This window comes from Halobacterium rubrum, assembly GCF_021729015.1.
GTDB lineage: Archaea > Halobacteriota > Halobacteria > Halobacteriales > Halobacteriaceae > Halobacterium > Halobacterium rubrum.
Genome location: NZ_JAJQQZ010000001.1, coordinates 100,222 through 115,866 on the forward strand (window position 1 = coordinate 100,222; position 15,645 = coordinate 115,866).

Annotated in this window: 17 protein-coding genes; 10 read left to right on the plus strand and 7 right to left on the minus strand. The window is 68.0% G+C overall.

Translation table 11 applies throughout. The features are described 5' to 3' along the window. Positions 1–239 precede the first annotated feature (239 nt). A complete protein-coding gene (locus tag LT971_RS00540; protein ID WP_237004898.1) occupies positions 240–1,907 on the minus strand; it encodes a DNA-directed DNA polymerase II small subunit in 1,668 nt (555 codons plus the stop codon). Positions 1,908–2,051: 144 nt separating this feature from the next. Between LT971_RS00540 and LT971_RS00545 the strand changes: the two genes are divergently transcribed. Continuing rightward, on the plus strand, positions 2,052–2,843 hold the full coding sequence (locus LT971_RS00545) for a S26 family signal peptidase (protein ID WP_237004899.1): 792 nt from the start codon (positions 2,052–2,054) through the stop codon (positions 2,841–2,843). A 97-nt stretch (positions 2,844–2,940) separates the two neighbouring features. Here the strand turns inward: LT971_RS00545 and LT971_RS00550 are convergent, their stop codons facing one another. Beyond that, positions 2,941–3,213, minus strand: coding sequence for a DUF7521 family protein (locus LT971_RS00550; protein WP_237004900.1), 273 nt, complete (start codon positions 3,211–3,213; stop codon positions 2,941–2,943). After that, complete coding sequence (locus LT971_RS00555) at positions 3,210–3,584, minus strand: winged helix-turn-helix domain-containing protein (protein ID WP_237004901.1); 375 nt, start codon at positions 3,582–3,584, stop codon at positions 3,210–3,212. Before LT971_RS00555 ends, LT971_RS00550 begins: the two co-directional genes overlap by 4 nt. A 169-nt stretch (positions 3,585–3,753) precedes the next feature. Between LT971_RS00555 and LT971_RS00560 the strand changes: the two genes are divergently transcribed. Continuing rightward, positions 3,754–4,275 carry a DoxX family protein gene (locus tag LT971_RS00560; RefSeq protein ID WP_237004902.1) on the plus strand — a complete coding sequence of 174 codons (522 nt, stop codon included), beginning with the start codon at positions 3,754–3,756 and terminating at the stop codon, positions 4,273–4,275. A 14-nt stretch (positions 4,276–4,289) separates the two neighbouring features. Then, the gene (locus LT971_RS00565; RefSeq protein ID WP_237004903.1) at positions 4,290–4,577 is read left to right on the plus strand and encodes a hypothetical protein; all 288 of its coding nucleotides are present in this window, start codon (positions 4,290–4,292) and stop codon (positions 4,575–4,577) included. A gap of 705 nt (positions 4,578–5,282) precedes the next feature. Here LT971_RS00565 and LT971_RS00570 read toward each other — a convergent pair. Continuing rightward, a complete protein-coding gene (locus tag LT971_RS00570; RefSeq protein WP_237004904.1) occupies positions 5,283–6,836 on the minus strand; it encodes a Cdc6/Cdc18 family protein in 1,554 nt (517 codons plus the stop codon). A gap of 1,425 nt (positions 6,837–8,261) precedes the next feature. Here LT971_RS00570 and dipA point away from each other — a divergent pair. The 6 genes from dipA (at position 8,262) to LT971_RS00600 (ending at position 13,030) form a co-directional block, all read left to right on the plus strand. Continuing rightward, positions 8,262–8,906, plus strand: a complete 645-nt coding sequence (gene dipA, locus LT971_RS00575; RefSeq protein WP_237004905.1) for a divisome-positioning GTPase DipA — start codon at positions 8,262–8,264, stop codon at positions 8,904–8,906. Positions 8,907–8,914: 8 nt separating this feature from the next. Beyond that, the gene (gene dipB, locus LT971_RS00580) at positions 8,915–9,310 is read left to right on the plus strand and encodes a divisome-positioning protein B (protein WP_237004906.1); all 396 of its coding nucleotides are present in this window, start codon (positions 8,915–8,917) and stop codon (positions 9,308–9,310) included. Position 9,311: 1 nt separating this feature from the next. Continuing rightward, on the plus strand, positions 9,312–10,241 hold the full coding sequence (locus LT971_RS00585; protein ID WP_237004907.1) for an OapC/ArvC family zinc-ribbon domain-containing protein: 930 nt from the start codon (positions 9,312–9,314) through the stop codon (positions 10,239–10,241). 274 nt (positions 10,242–10,515) lie between these two features. After that, complete coding sequence (locus LT971_RS00590) at positions 10,516–12,057, plus strand: MATE family efflux transporter (RefSeq protein WP_237004908.1); 1,542 nt, start codon at positions 10,516–10,518, stop codon at positions 12,055–12,057. After that, entirely contained in the window at positions 12,021–12,254 is a 234-nt protein-coding gene (locus LT971_RS00595) for a hypothetical protein (RefSeq protein WP_237004909.1), read from the plus strand. The genes LT971_RS00590 and LT971_RS00595 overlap by 37 nt, the downstream gene beginning before the upstream one ends. Then, positions 12,254–13,030, plus strand: a complete 777-nt coding sequence (locus LT971_RS00600) for a DUF7089 family protein (protein WP_237004910.1) — start codon at positions 12,254–12,256, stop codon at positions 13,028–13,030. Before LT971_RS00595 ends, LT971_RS00600 begins: the two co-directional genes overlap by 1 nt. Before the next feature lie 36 nt (positions 13,031–13,066). On the opposite strand, the gene LT971_RS00605 is transcribed toward LT971_RS00600, so the two are convergent. The 3 genes from LT971_RS00605 to LT971_RS00615 form a co-directional block, all read right to left on the minus strand. Further along, complete coding sequence (locus LT971_RS00605) at positions 13,067–13,648, minus strand: DUF7090 family protein (protein WP_237004911.1); 582 nt, start codon at positions 13,646–13,648, stop codon at positions 13,067–13,069. Positions 13,649–13,723: 75 nt separating this feature from the next. Then, the gene (locus tag LT971_RS00610) at positions 13,724–14,161 is read right to left on the minus strand and encodes a DUF2391 family protein (RefSeq protein ID WP_237004912.1); all 438 of its coding nucleotides are present in this window, start codon (positions 14,159–14,161) and stop codon (positions 13,724–13,726) included. A gap of 66 nt (positions 14,162–14,227) precedes the next feature. After that, on the minus strand, positions 14,228–14,854 hold the full coding sequence (locus LT971_RS00615; protein ID WP_237004913.1) for a rhomboid family intramembrane serine protease: 627 nt from the start codon (positions 14,852–14,854) through the stop codon (positions 14,228–14,230). 109 nt (positions 14,855–14,963) lie between these two features. On the opposite strand from LT971_RS00615, the gene LT971_RS00620 reads away from it, so the two are divergent. Beyond that, entirely contained in the window at positions 14,964–15,641 is a 678-nt protein-coding gene (locus tag LT971_RS00620; protein ID WP_237004914.1) for a class I SAM-dependent methyltransferase, read from the plus strand. Positions 15,642–15,645: the final 4 nt, after the last annotated feature.

Below are 15,645 nucleotides of genomic sequence, written 5' to 3' on the forward strand. Positions count from 1 at the left end.
GGCATCCGCGAGCCCGAGGCGAGCGGTTCACCGCGCGAACGAGCGTGGGCCGACGACCGACTAACGCGAGCGGAGCGAGCGGCAGGAGGGAGGAGGCTTTTAGCGTCCTGCTGAGCGCAGCGAAGCAGGGCTCGGGAGAGCTGTGCTCTCCCGGCGTAGCTTTTGTCAGGGAGTGAGAGCGCGGAGCGCTCGAACGACCGCAGCAAAAGGGACGAGCTAAAGCTACGAGTCGAAGGTACCTAGGCGAACTTCCGGACGGTGATGTCCAGCGTGTCCAGGTCGAGAATCGGGGCGGTGGCGACGTCGGGGTCGATGTTGACGGACTCCTGGAATGCGGTCTGGTGCTGCCAGCAGCCGGAGTTGACGAGGCGGACGTTGTGGTGGGCGCCGACGCCGAGTTTGTGGACGTGGCCGGTGTGGAAGACGTCCGGGACCGAGTCGACAGTGAGGTAGTCTTTCTCCTCGGGGGCGAGGCGGTTGCGGCCGCCGAACTTCGGGGCGACGTGGCGCTTCTTCAGGAGGAGTTCCATCGCTCGGTGGGGGTTGTCGTAGGAGACGTCGTCGCCGGGGTGTTCGGCGATGACTTCGTCGAGGGAGACGCCGTGGTACATGAGGATGGAGACGCCCTCGACGGTGACGGTGGAGGGGTTGCCGGTGAACTGGGCGTCGTGGGCGCTCATGATGGAGCGCAGTTCGTCGTCGAACGCCGGCTGGGGTTCGGCGAGCCGGACAGCGTCGTGGTTCCCCGGGATCATGACGATCTCCATGTCGCCGGGGACGTCTTTGAGGTGTTGTGCGAACGCCTCGTACTGCTCGTAGATGTCGACGACGTCCAGTTCCTCGTCCTGGCCGGGGTAGACGCCGACGCCCTCGACCATGTCGCCGGCGACGAGGAGGTACTCGACGCTCTCGGCTTCCGGGGTGTGCAGCCAGTCGGCGAAGGACCGCCAGGCGTCCTCGGCGAACTCCTGGCTGCCGACGTGGACGTCCGAGATGAGCGCGGCCTGCACGTGACGATCGGCGGTGCTGGGGTCGTACGTGCGGGGGACTTCGGGGAAGTGGATGTCGTCGGCGAAGACGATGCCGCCGTCGTCGGACAGCGTCCCCTCGACGGCGATGACCTCGTCGAGCAGGAGGTCGTCGACGAGGTCGGCGATGTCGCGGTCTTTCATCACGAGCGCGGGAAAGACGCCGTTGGTGTCCTCGAGTTCGACCAGCCAGTGGCCGCTGGCCGTCGACCGGACGTCGTTGACCATGCCGACGACGGCGGCGTCGCTACCGCCGGGCATCGAGTCGAGCGCGCTCGTCGGCCGGTGGTTCACGCGCCCCCGAAGCTGTTTCGAGAGGCGGTCGTAGCGGTCCCGGAACACCGACACGAAGTCCTTGTACTCCCCGGTTCCCGTGGATTCGCCGGTGACGTCGCCCTCGATGTCGACGCTGCGCAGGTCGGCGTTCGCCGCGCGACCGCCAGCCTCGTCGGCGTCTCGCCCGCTGTCGCTGCCGCCGTTCGGAGCGCGTTCGTTGTGCGGTCCGTCCGTCGACGACCGGGTTTCGACCCCCTTCGTTTCTTGTGGAGTGGTCGTCTCCCTGGCCGATTCGGCTGTCGAATCACCTCCAGTCGAAGTCGGGGTGTCGGCAGCGGTCCCGGCGTCCGTGGCATCTGACGACGAGTCGGCGGTGGCGTCGGCGTCCGCACCCCGGGGGTCGGGTGCCGGGTCGGCGTCCAGCGCGGCCCGGACGTCCTCTGTGGACAGCGTCACCGCGTCCTCGGGCGCCGCCTCGACGACGCGGTCGACCGCCACGGCGGGGTCGTCGGCGCCCGCCAGCAGCGTCACCGCCTCGCGGTCCGCGTTGTACCCGCGGCTCGTCAGCTCGCGGACCACCCGGACCGACGGCTCCAGTGGCACACCACGCTGGAAGGCGGGAGCCGAGCAAAAGGGTGGCGGTCCCGGCGCCACCGGCCCGGCAATCCAGCCACGCCCCGCTCCCGGTGGCTCCGGCTCGGCGAGAGAGGGGAACGTTGAAACGCGACACGGCCGAACCGTCGAGCAATGACCGGCGAGGACGACGACACACCCGACCCGGGAGACGGCCCGCGGGCCGCCGTCCGGTGGTTCCTGTCGACCGACCGGGCGGGCGTGCTGTTCGTCCGCGAGGCCGCCTCCAGCGCGCTCGCGGTCGGCATGGTCGGGCTGTTGCTGTTCTCGGTCAGCGGCGTCTGGCCGCCGCTGGTCGCCGTCGAGTCCGGCAGCATGCAGCCGAACATGGAGAAAGGCGACCTCGTGTTCGTCATGGAGGAACACCGCCTCAGCCCCGAGTTCGCCACGGACGACACCGGTGTCGTCACGCTCGCGGACGCGCGCGCGAACGACTACCGGAAGTTCGGCGGTGACGGCGACGTGGTCGTCTACGAGCCCTACGGCAGGAGCGGGCAGGTGCCCGTCATCCACCGCGCGCACTTCTGGGTCGACGAGGGCGAGAACTGGTACGACCGCGCGAACCAGAGCGTCGTGGACGCCGACAGCTGCGACGAACTCCGGAACTGCCCGGCGCCCCACGCCGGCTTCATCACGAAAGGCGACAACGAGGTGACCAACGACTACTACGACCAGGCCCGGGGCATCTCCAGTCCCGTCAAGCCCGCGTGGGTGCGGGGGACCGCCGAGTACCGCGTGCCGTTCCTCGGGTGGGTGCGCCTGACGGTGTCCGGTGCGGCGTCGAGTGGCGCCGTCGCACCGCCGGTGGTGACACAGCCGCCGCTCGTCCAGTCGCTCGGAGCAGCGTCCGTAGCTGGCCACCAGTCCACTGCTGCCGGGAGTGGAGTGGCGACCGCCGCGAGCTGACCAGACGGGCGGCGCTACGAGCGCAGCGAACGGGCGGAGAAGCAGTCGGTCCGGCGGTCGGTCAGCGGGTCGGTCCGGTACTCGGGTGGCGAGCCAGTCACTCGGCGTACAGCGAGTAGACGATGACGGCGAACCCGATGGCGGTGAGCGCGCTCTCCGTGAGCACGGCGACGTTCCGGTCGACGTCGAGGAGCACGTCGATGCCCCCGGCCAGGAGGGCTCCGAGCGTCACGAATCCGAACCCGATGGCCAGCGACCGGAGCGCCGGCGAGCTCGTGCGCCGCCACGCCTTCGCCGCGTAGAACGTGACTGCGCCGCCGAGCACCAGCGTGATTGTCTTCAGCGCGACCACGACCGTGTAGTATGTCATGTTTCCTTGCTCACCTCGGCCCAGAGCGTCTCCAGCCGCTCGTCTTTGGACGCCGGCGGGCGCTGGATGCCGACGCCGAGCGTCCGGTCCTCGTCCAGCTGGATGACGACCTCCTCGAACGCGACCTCGTACTCGGTCGTGTGGTGGCCGTCCTGCTGGAGTACCGCGCGCTCCTCGAGGAGCGCGGCGTCCGTCAACAGGTCCAGTTTCCGGTATGTCGTGGACATCGGGACGCCGCTCTTCTCGGCGATTTCCTTGGCTGTCAGGGGTTCGTCGAGCGCCTCGATGATGTCCCGGCAGCCCTCGTCGTCCAGGGCGTCCAGCACGTCCTGGAGGTCGGGGGCTTCGTCGGAATCGAAGGGAGCGCGCATCGACGTTCTCACAGTCGGGAACCCCGTCGTATAATTCGTTCCATATCGATTGCCGCCCGGACGCAGACGGCCGCGAGATTCCCAGAGCGTGGGAACGGGAGCCAACAGCCGAGAATTACTTTTCCCCTTTAATACGCCCGGACGAAGATGTTCATACGAGGTGGGAGCGATGTCATACGATACAAAAGCGGCGACCGGCACGGGCTTCAGTTTCGAAGTGTCCGGCCCCTGGGCCACCTACTGGGTGGCAATGCTCCGCGTGATCACCGGCTGGTGGTTCTTCCACGCCGGTGTCACGAAGCTACTCGACAGCGGGCTGAACTTCGGGTACGCGCCCATGTACCTGGAAGGAATGAGCGGGACGACGCTCGGACCAGTAGCGACGTTCCTGGCGGGCTTCCCGAACCTGATGGGGGCGATGGTGCCCCTGTTCGAGACGCTCATCGGGCTCGCGCTCATCGCCGGGCTACTCACCCGACTGGCCTCGTTCGGCGGCGTGATCTTCATGTCGCTGTTCTGGGTCGGGAACGCCGGGTTCGGCCACGGCGTGGTCAACGGCGACCTCATGGGACTGCTGCTGTTCGTCACCATGATCGCGCTGGCCGCCGGCCGCTACTACGGCCTCGACGCGTTCGTCGAGAAGATGAGCTTCGTCCAGAACAACCCCCGGCTCAAGTACCTGCTCGGCTAACGAGGTGACAACAAATGACTGACACAATCGACAGAGTGGCGATGTACCTGAGCGGCGGCCTGCTGCTGCTCGGTATCGTCGTCACCGGCCTGATAGAGACGCTCGCGGGGAAGCCGTACGGCGCGGCCCCGCAGACCAACGAGGCTGGCGAAGTGATCGCCTCGCCGGCAATCGACCCGAACATCCGCACCGCGCTCGTCGTGGCGGCGCTGCTCGTGATGGGCCTGTACGCCGTCTACAAGCTCGCGACCCCCATCGAGGAGGACACGGGCACCGCGGCGACCCCGTCGACGAGTGACTGAGGCACAGCTCTGGCCTCCGGCCAGCGACCACGGATTTCTCCGTTACCCACGCAAGCACAGCCACGCGAGTGAGTAGCGACCGGAGTGGCCGGGCCGCGACAGACAGCTTCCCGACCGATAGTGGTCGGACAGCGCGCGGAGCGTCGACGAACGGACCCAGCGGCGACTGCTGCCGACGCGGACCGATCAGTGGAGGCTGTGGAGGCACTCGAGACGGCAGCAGTGGACGGACGGGCGGCCGCAGTGGGTCCCGCAGCACGGTGCAGTGACGGTAGCGAGAACGGCGAAGCCGACGACGCCGACAGCAAGCAACACGGCCGACGATAGACAGCACCAGAGACGGCAGGCAGCACCGGAGACGACAGGCAGCACCGGAGACGACAGGCAGCACCGGAGACGGCAGGCAGCACCGGAGACGACAGGCAGCACCGGAGACGACAGGCAGACCGGAGACGGCAGGCAGCACCGGAGACGGCAGGCAGCACCGGAGACGGCAGGCAGCGCAGTGGGGAGCCACGAACCGAACAGCCCGCGAACCAGTCCGTCGCGTCGAGTCGAATCGAGCCGCGGTAGAACGAGTCGAGTCACAGCACCGAGTGGCGTCGAAGACCGTCGGCCCCGGTACGGGGCGTCCGGGTTCCGCTCCCCCGCCGGGGTCGAGGTCCACCGAGGAGTCCCGTCGGTAGCGGTCTGGTCGACGCCGGTCTAGTTCTCGAAGCGCGCCTGCACGAACGGCGTGACGTTCTCGATGTCGCTGAGCCGGGAGTCCGCCTCAAGGACGGCCTCGGTCTCTTCGACTGGAACCGACAGCGAGATCTCCTTCGTGCGGCCGTACCGGCCCTTCGAGACGACGACAGCGTTCACGATGCCGAGCATGTCCAGTTCGCTGATGAGGTCGGTGACGCGGCGCTGCGTGAGGACGTCGGCGTCGAGCTCGTCGCACAGCGTCTTGTAGATGTTGTACACCTCGCCCGTGTTCACGTTGTGGACGCCGTTGTCCTCCAGCAGGAGGATGGCGTACAGCACGAGCTTGCTCTGGGTCGGGAGCGTGCGCACGACTTCGACCACGCGGTCGAGTTCGATCTTGTCCTGGGCGCGCCGGACGTGCTCCTCCGTGACGTCCTCAGCCTGGTCGCGCTCGGCGAGCTCGCCGGCGGTCCGCAGGAGGTCGAGCGCGCGTCGGGCGTCGCCGTGTTCCTGGGCGGCGAACGCCGCACACAGCGGGAGGACGTCCTCGGAGAGCGAGTCGTTCTTGAACGCCACATCCGAGCGGTGCTGGAGGATGTCCCGGAGCTGGTTGGCGTCGTACGGCGGGAAGACGATCTCCTCTTCGCCGAGACTCGACTTCACCCGTGGGTCGAGAAAATCGGTGAACTTGAGGTCGTTGCTGATGCCGATGATGGACACCCGGGAGTTGTCCAGCTCCGAGTTCATCCGGGAGAGGTTGTAGAGGGTGTCGTCGCCGGACTTCTCGACGAGCTTGTCGATCTCGTCGAGCATGATGACGGCGACGCGCTCCACGTAGTCGACGGCGTCGAAGAACGTCGCGTACACGCGGTCTGTCGGCCAGCCGGTCATCGGGACCTCCTCCATCTCCGCCTTCTCTGCTTCGAGGGTCTCGATGCGTTCGTCGATCTGCTCGACGGAGTCGAAGCGGCCCCGAACGTCCTCGAGATCGTCGTCGGGGTCGGGGCTCTCGTCCGGTTCCGGGGACGCGTCGAACGGACTCTGCGACCCCCCTGTTTCGAGTGCACTCGGGTCCTCCTCGGCTTCGACCCGGAGCTGCTCGAGGTCGGCGACCCGGTCGTCGACGAACGTCCGGTTCTGTTCGATGAAGGTGTTCGCGAGCTGCGCGAGCACCCGGTACTGGGTGTCCGTCACCTCGCAGTTGATGTACTCGACCTCACAGGGGACGTCGTACTTCTGGGAGGTCTTCTCGAGTTCCTGGCTGACGAACTTCGCGCTCGCCGTCTTCCCAGTCCCCGTCTTCCCGTAGATGAGGATGTTCGACGGCGTCTCCCCGCGGAGCGCCGCGACCAGGATGGTCGCCATGTTGTTGATCTGGTCTTTCCGGTGGGGGAGCTCGTGGGGCGTGTACGACGGCCGGAGCACCTCCTTGTTCTCGAAGATGGGCTCGCCGCTGAGGAGGTCGTCGAAGAGCCCCTCGTCGCTGTCCTCGTCCTCGAGGACGTCGTCGAGGTCGACTTCGAAGTCCCGGTCTGCCGTTCGTCGTCCGTCCGTCGGCGGTTCGTCTGACATTTATCGAGTCAAACCCCTTCGTTTCGTGTGGAACGCGCATCGGGTGCGCGGAACGTCGAGAGTGGAGATATCACGACCCTACCCCGTGCCCGACCGGCCGGCGCTCCAGTTGATGCAGATGAAACCGTGGGACCGAGAACGACTAATAAGTTTCGATAGGCGCGGTCTCGACCCGTTCGACTCCGATTCGGTCGGAAGAGCGCCCACCTATTGGTTTTCGAACTATTCAGTGCCAGGAGTGTGTTCCGGCCCAGCAAAATTGGCGGGAGACTGCAGACCGAACCCGGCCACTGCGCGCCACAGCGGCGCGTCGACGCGAACCACCGAGATCGTCGAGCGCGCTCGGGTCACTGACGTGCAGGGAGCTGTCGGTGTATGAGTCGTCGTGATGTCTCCGTGTCGATCACTCTGGCGACGTGCTGTTTGGCGGGGGTCCAGCACAGTGGAAATCGGACGCCACCGTTTCGAGTCGAACGGGGACTGCCGGCGAACCGGTGCAGTTCACGGCTGGAGCGAACCAGATCCGTTCGGTTTCGATTCAGTTCGTGGGTACAGTAAGTGGGAGATACCAGCCGGAAGAGTTGCAGTCGAAAGAGAGGGGTTGGAGTGTGGCACGCGGGGCGGCCCCCCACCCCTTCGTTTCGGGTGGAACGCGAATCTGGTGGGGGTGGGGTAGCGAAGACGACTCTAGATGACCGGTACTATTATTACACTACCGCCAAAACAGAATCCGCAAACTAGAGAAAAAAGCTAGTGTGGGGTGTGGAGTGGTCTAGTTCTAGTGGCGTTCGTCGTGAAATTACCGTTCGGGGCTGACCCCTCCCTGCCCTGTCTCCCGTCTCCACCTGAAACGAGGGGGTGGGGGCTCGGGCTCGATCGGCGTCTCGTCCCACCGGGGAGCCAGTTCCTAGCCACACACTCCCACGCTAGGAGCGCTCGCCGCCACACACGCACCCCACCCTCCACGCAGAGTCACCATGAATTAGACGCGCGTACGCGACCCCCTGTTTCCACTCGACCGCCTCGGAGACAGCGTCCCGCTGTTCCGCTCCTCGTCGGTCGAATCACGTGGGTGGGCTACTTCTCCCGGTGCACCGCCGCATCTTGCCACGCTTTCGGGAGCCTCATCACCATTCGTGAACCACTCCACGCGAGGCCAGAGGCGGCAGAGCCTCTCCTCTCGACCACCCGAACGGTCCCGGCCCACCCGGTCGACGTCGCGGCAGCTGTCACTCGAGTGGGGGACGGCGGCGGCCTGTCGGCGTCCAGATAGGCGACGGTTACCGGCGACCGCCACCGGCCGAACCCCGCGACCCCGTACTCCCCGTCTGACGTAAGTTTAAGTTGTCTCGCCGGTAGTCTCGACGTAGCCAGACGCGCCCTGCGTCAAACATACAAGGCACGGGGTGCGAATGGAGGCCAAGGATGGGACTGTTCGCAGAACTCAGAGACAGCGTATCCCGAGTCACGGCGAGTCTCTTCGCCGACGACTCGGAGCCGAAACGCATCGGGATTTACGGCCCGCCTAACGCCGGGAAGACGACGCTCGCGAACCGCATCGCGCGCGACTGGACGGGCGACGCCGTCGGTCCCGAGAGCCACATCCCCCACGAGACGCGGCGCGCCCGCCGCAAGGAGGACGTGGAGATCAAACGCAACGGGAAGACCGTCAACATCGACATCGTCGACACGCCGGGCGTGACGACGAAAGTCGACTACTCGGAGTTCCTCGACCACGACATGGAGAAAGACGAGGCCGTGCGTCGCTCCCGCGAGGCGACCGAGGGGGTCGCCGAGGCGATGCACTGGCTGCGCGAGGACGTCGACGGCGTCATCTACGTCCTCGACGCGACCGAGGACCCGTTCACGCAGGTGAACACGATGCTCATCGGCATCATCGAGAGCCGCGAGCTGCCCGTGCTCATCCTCGCGAACAAGACGGACCTGGAGGACGCCAACATTCAGCGCGTGTCGAACGCGTTCCCCCAGCACGAGACCATCCCGCTGTCAGCCCTCGAGGGTGACAACATGGACGAGGTCTACGAGCAGATCGCGAAGTACTTCGGGTGACCAGTAGCATGCCAGAGACAACCAGCAGCGGCGACGGACCACAGGAGGGCGTCCAGATCGACCTCATCAGTGGGGAGCGGATGGCCGGGAAGACGTCGATGGAGAAGATCCGGCTCATCCTCGACGGCGTCCGGGACGGCAACATCGTCGTCCTCGAGTCGGGGCTGACGCCCGACGAGGAGTCGAAGCTCATCGAGGTGACGATGAGCGAGATCAACCCGGACGGCTTCTCGGGCATCGAGATCGAGAGCTTCCCGCAGGACCAGGCGTCGGACACGAGCCTGCTCGGGCGCCTGATGGGCAAGCAGGAGACCTCGAAGCTCACGGTCATCGGGCCGGCCAACCAGATCCAGTCCCTGCACAAAGACGAGACGCTCATCAGCGCGCTCATCTCACGCAAGTAGAATGCCCCACCAGTGCACGAACTGCGGGCACGTCTTCGAGGACGGCTCCAAGGAGATGCTGTCGGGGTGCCCGGACTGCGGCGGGAACAAGTTCCAGTACCACCCGGGCGAGGTGCCGGACGAACCCGCCGTCGACGACGCCGAGCAGTCGGAGCCGCCGGAGCCAGAGGGCGGGTCGGTGACCGGTGCGGTCGGTCGCGCCGCGAACCGGGTCCGGGACGCCGTCTCCAGCGGGCCGCCGTCCACGGACGCCGTATCCGACGAGGACGAAGCCACTGACGACGGTGCTACGGTCGACACTGCCACCGGCGACGACGGTGCTACGGTCGACGCTGCCACCGGCGAGGACAGTGCCAACGCTACGGCGACTTCCGACGACGAGGACAGTGCCAACGCTACGGCGACTTCCGACGACGAGGACGCAGTCCCGCAGTCTGGTGGGCCGACGTCGTCGACGGCCGACCCGGACCGCGCCGGGTCGGGCGCTGCACCCGAAACGGAGGAGGTCGAGCGCGCCGACTCCGGTACCGACCCCGCCGTCGACGGGGTCGACACCGGCGACACGGCGACCACTGCCGACGCCGCCGACGAGGCCGGCGTGCAGGCGTCGACGGCCGACGAGGAAGACGGCGCGCAGGCCGACGCCCGAAGCGAGGTCGTGGACATGTCCTCGCTCCCGGACCGCGCGGACGATGGCCGCGTCGTCAAGGAACCCGACGACTCCGAGGACCGCCCGGACATCGAGGACCTCCGCCAGGAGCTCAACGACCAGTTCGAGTCCATCCGCATCGTCGCGCCCGGCCAGTACGAGCTCAACCTCATGGAGCTGTACGACCGCCAGGAGTACATCATCGCGCTCCAGGAGGACGGTCAGTACGTCATCGAGGTACCCGACGCCTGGGAGGCGCCCGACCCGACCGAGACCGAGTAACGCGACACCCCCATCCACCACCGGATGGACAAGTCGGTCCACCCGGTGGCGCGAACGAGCGAGCGCCCGACGCGAACAGTCCCACTACTCCATCCTCGCGCTCGTTTACGCCGCTACAGAACCCTCCAGCCACAGCTTCGGCTCCTCCACTCACTCGCCACGACCGACACCAGCCACAGCTCCACCGCTTCTCGCCCGCGGCCCGATAGCCGTCGGCGTCCTGGCTTGCCGGGTGCCGAAGTTGTTTTCCGCTGTGGCTCCCCCAGTCGGATAGATGCCGTCCCTCCGCGACCGCGCGCAGGCCGTGCTGGCGCTGTTCCCCGCGTACCTCGCGCGCTTCGGGCTCGTCGACCGCCGGAAGGGCGAGGAGGCGTTCGACCTCGCCGTCCCGGCGATGGTCACGGGGGGCTTGCGGACGCTGCTGCGGACGGCCGACTTCTTCATGGTGAGCATCGCCGCGGGGTCGACGGCGGTCGCTGCCCTCGAGTTCGGGTTCCAGTACTACTTCATCCCGTTCGGGCTGGCGCTCGCGCTCACCTCCGGCACCATCAGCGTCGTCTCCCGGTTCAAGGGCGCCGAGGACCACGGCGAAGCAAACTTCGCGCTGAAGCAGTCGCTGTGGCTCTCGCTGGTCATCTCGGTTCCCATCACGGTGGGGACGTGGGAGTACGCCGACGTGCTCGTCGGCCTGCTCGCGAACGACCCCGAGACAACGCGGCTCGGCGCCGCCTACCTCCGCGTCGTGATGCTGTCGGTCGTGTTCCGGTTCTGGAGCATGACCGCCGCCCGGGCGCTCGCGGGCGCCGGCGACACCCAGACACCGATGTACGTCCGGCTCGTCACGCTCCCGACGAACATCGTGTTGAACGCCGTGCTCATCTTCGGGCTGTGGCTGTTCCCCGAACTCGGTGTCGTCGGCGCGGCGTGGGGGACCGCAATCGCGAACGCGGTCGCGGGGCTCGTGTTCTTCGCCATCCTCGTCTCCGGGCGCTGGGACGTCACGCTGGAACTCGGCGGCAAGCAGTGGGACTGGGCGGTCGCGGCCGAAATCGTGCGGGTGGCGTTGCCGCTGGCGGGCACCCGGCTGTCCCGAACCTTCGGCCGGTTCCCGTTCCTGTTCGTGCTCGGGCTGTTCGGGCCGGCGGTGGTCGCCGCGTACGCCATCGCCCGTCGCGTGATGTTGCTGGCGCTGATGCCCGCGTGGGGCTACTCGACGGCGTCCTCGACGCTCGTCGGGCAGCGCCTCGGCGCCGACGACCCCGACGAGGCCGCCGAGTACGGCTGGCAGACGCTGCGCATCGCGCTCGTCACCCAGCTCATCATCGGCGCCGTGCTGTTCGCGGCGGCGGCCCCGATTTCGCGGGCGTTCGACGCCGGGAACCTCGACCTGACGGTGACGTTCGTCCGGGTATTCGGGCTGAGCGTCGCCGGGTTCTCGGTCGCTCGCACGCTCCGTGGCGGCCTCCGGGGCGCCGGCGACACCCGCTGGCCGCTGTACGGCGGCCTGCTCGGCACGTACGTCGTGCGGCTGCCGCTGGCGTTCCTCGCGCTGCCGGCCAGCCAGATTATCGCCGCGGGGCCGTGGGTCCTCGACTTCACTCTGCAGTCGTTCTCGCTGGGGCCGCTGACGGTGCCGACCGTCGCGCTGGGCGCGCTGACGGTTCCTGGCGTCTCGTTCGCGCCCGGGATGGGGTGGGGACTGGCCGCCATCTTCGCGGCCATCCTCGGCGACATGTACACGCGCGCCGCCGTCAACTTCGTCCGGTTCCGGTCGGGCGCGTGGCGAGCGTACGGCAGACCGACGACCGCCGACTGACAACCCGAACCGGTGCCGTCCGACCGACGCCCCGGTCGCCGTCGACGGCCGCGAACCGTCTCACTCGCGGCGAACGCCACGGATTTAAGGGACGCCGGCCGAATCCATCGGACATGAGCACGTCAACGAAGCTGGTCGTCGCGACGGTCGCCATCGCCGCCGTACTGTCGGTCGCCGTGATGCTGCAGGTCGGGTGATGTTCTCCGAGCGCGAGCTCGACGGCGAACTCGCGGCGGTCCGGGACGCCTACGCGCCGGGCGCGGTCGTCCTCGACTGCGACCGCGACTTCGAGACGCTGCCGCCAGAGCACCGCGAGGACCTGCTGTTGCTCGTCGACGAGCTGACGCCACGGGAGTACGACCAGTCGTGGCTCCCCGCGGACAGCCCCGAACTGCTCCGCCAGCTCGCGACCACCGACTTCGTCGTCGGGATGCCGGGGGACGGGGCGGTCGCGTGGACCACGCAGACCGACCCGCCGCTCGTGTTCGTCAAGGCCCGCATCGAGGGCACTCCCGCGGCCTTCGCGGACTTCCTCGTCGCCGAGGCCCTCGTCGAAGCGGGCCTCGGGCTCCCCGAGCAGTTCCTCGGCTTCTTCAGGGAGGAGTACCCCGACTTCGCGGCGGCCGTCGACGGCGACCCGGCGACCGCCTACCAGCTCGGTGCCGCCGTCGCGACCGCGTTCCGGGGGCTGCACACGCGCCGCGAGTTCGAGACGTGGGACGCCGACTTCCCCGGCCTGCACGACGCCTGGGTGGACGCCGGCGAGCGAATCCATCCCCGGCTGGACGGGCTTGCGGGGGAACTCGCGCACGGCGAGACAACGTTTGCGGACGCCGCCGAACTGGCGTGCAGCGCCGTGAAACACGACGCCGACGTGCCCGCGCCGTTCGCCGCACTCGACTCGCCGGCGTTCCGCCGGCACGGCGCCGAGTACGCCGTGACGTGGGCGCAGAAAGTGTTCGACGCGGAGTGAGCAGCTGCCGGCGGCCGGCAACAGCGACCCGCCTTCTCAGTCGTCGGTGACGGCGACGCCGCCGTCCTCGTCGAGTTCGATGACGAGGTCGCTGGCGTCCCGGAAGTTCGCGAGGGCGTCCTCGTCGTGGACCTCCTCGGAGACGTGGACGAGCGCGACGGCGTCGTGCCGGTCGAGGAGCCCGTCGAGCCGCTGGAGGGCGTCGAGCGCCTGCGCCTCGTCGGCGTAGTACGCGAGCTCGGTCAGCGAGTCGAAGCTGACGCGGCGCTTCCCGGGATTGTCCGTGAGGAACTGGTCGACGGCGGAGAGGATGCCGTCGACGTCCTCGGGCCGGGAGACGTAGTGGATGTGGCTGGCGCCGCGCCGCGAGTAGCCGCGCTCGACCGACAGCGTGTCCAGGATCTCCGCGCTGTCTTCGTCGACGTCGTAGTACTCGAGCTTCTGGGTGACCTCGCGGGCGGTAGTGCGCGTGGAGACGACGAGGAAGTGGTCGGTGTCGGTCTTCAGGAAGTCGGTGTCCATGCGGTCGGTCTCTCCCGTGGACGGGTGCACGAGGAGGACGACGGTGCCGCCCGGCACGGAGTCGGGCGCACCCTCGATCGCGAGGTCGTAGTCCATACCGGGGCGAAGCGCGCCCGTCGTCTTAACGCTGCGGGTGACCGCGGACAGCCCCAGTGGTCTCCCGGTTTCGCCTCACAGCAGGCTGTCGGCGGTCGCGGCGCCGACGACGCTGAAGATTGCGCCGACCGACACCGCCTTCGCGGTCAGGGGTGCAATCACGCCCATTCCGGCGCCGAGCTCGAGCTGTCCGGCGAACGTCGTCGGAGCGGTCAGCGCCAGTGACAGCACCAGAACCGAGCCGAACGACACCACCATCAGGGAGACGAACCGAACCGGGACGCCGACGACCTCCGCCTCGCGGTCGGGGTCGCGGCCGTCGTCGGTCTTGTACAGCGCGCCGTAGCCGATGACGGCGACCATCAGCACCGTCACGGCGGCGTGGTACCAGTGCATCCGGCTGGCGAGCAGCCACACCTCCTCCGTGACGACGAACGGCCCCGCGAGCACGAACCCGCCGACGATCTGCTGGGCGGTGTCGGCGTACGCGTACCGCTTCCGACCTCTGGCCATACCCAGAGCCACGCGAACCACTGGCAAAACGCCATCGGGTGCGGCGGGCTCGAACCCGCATCCGCGTCAGCGGAACGTGGCCCCCACAATTCCGCCCGCGAGCAGGCTGCCAACGTGTGGGACGTGAGCGATGCCGAACGCACCGACACCGTAGACGAATACGACCCCGACCGAGACGCCACAGACGAGTGCAGCGATGGCCCACACAGGTCCGGGAGGTACTGTCGGCAGGCTTCGCTGGGGGTTTTGGCCCGCGAGCCACCCGAGCATCCCGAACGCGCCGCCGCTCGAACCGACGTAGGACTCGGCGCCACCGATTGCGGTCTGGAGCGCGAACCCGGCGCCGAGTGCGCCGAGGGCGCCGGCTGCGAACGCGGCGAGCAGTGGCCCGGTCCCGTAGTCGGGTTCGATGATGCTTCCGAACCCGAGCACCAGCTGGACGTTGATGACGAGGTGGAGGAATCCGCCGTGTGCGACGGCGCTGGTCGCCACTGCCCACAGCCACGCGGGACGGTTCGTGTGGAAGTAGAACGCGCGTTGAAGGACCGGTTTCGGGACGCCGAGCGCCGGCAGCAAGACCTGCTGGAGCGTGGCGACGGCGACCATGACGGCGACGAGCGCGGTGGCGCCGGGGGCGCCAGTGCGGTCCACCGCCGCACGCCACTGTGTTTCGACTCTGCTGGCGACTGACATCGCCGGGTGGACGCAGGGTCGGGTGTTAAGCGTTGGCTTGGAGGCCGCCAGGACTCGCCGCTGGTCCGCGTCCGGTGGCGTTTTGCCGCCCGCCGTTCACCGTACTGGCATGAGCGTTCGCGAGGAGTTCGACGAGTGGGCGGCGTCCGGCCGCGACAGGGGGATGGAGGACCGCCACTGGCACACCGCCAAAGACGTGCTCGCGCGGATGCCCGTCGAGGCCGACGACACCGTGCTCGACCTCGGCACCGGCAGCGGGTACGCGCTTCGCGCGCTCCGCGAGCGCGGGGTCGCCCGGGGCTACGGGCTCGACGGCGCGCCGGAGATGACCCGGAACGCCCGGAGCTACACCGACGACGACGACGTCGGCTACGTGGTGGGCGACTTCGGGAGCCTGCCGTTCGCCGACGACTCGGTCGACCACGTGTTCTCGATGGAGGCGTTCTACTACGCCAGCGACCCCCACGAGACTCTCGAGGAGGTCCGGCGCGTCCTGCGGCCGGGTGGGACGTTCTACTGTGCGGTGAACTACTACGAGGAGAACGTCCACAGCCACGACTGGCAGGAGTCGATCAGCGTGGAGATGACGCGCTGGGACCGGACGGAGTACCGGGAGGCGTTCCGCGAGGCGGGGCTGCACGTCGCCGAGCAGGACAACGTCGCCGACGAGGAGACCGAGATTCCGCCCGCGAGCGAGTTCCCCCACGAGGGCTTCGACACTCGCGAGGACATGGTCGAGCGCTACCGCACGTTCGGGACCCTGCTCACCGTCGGCGTCGCGCCCTGAGCCG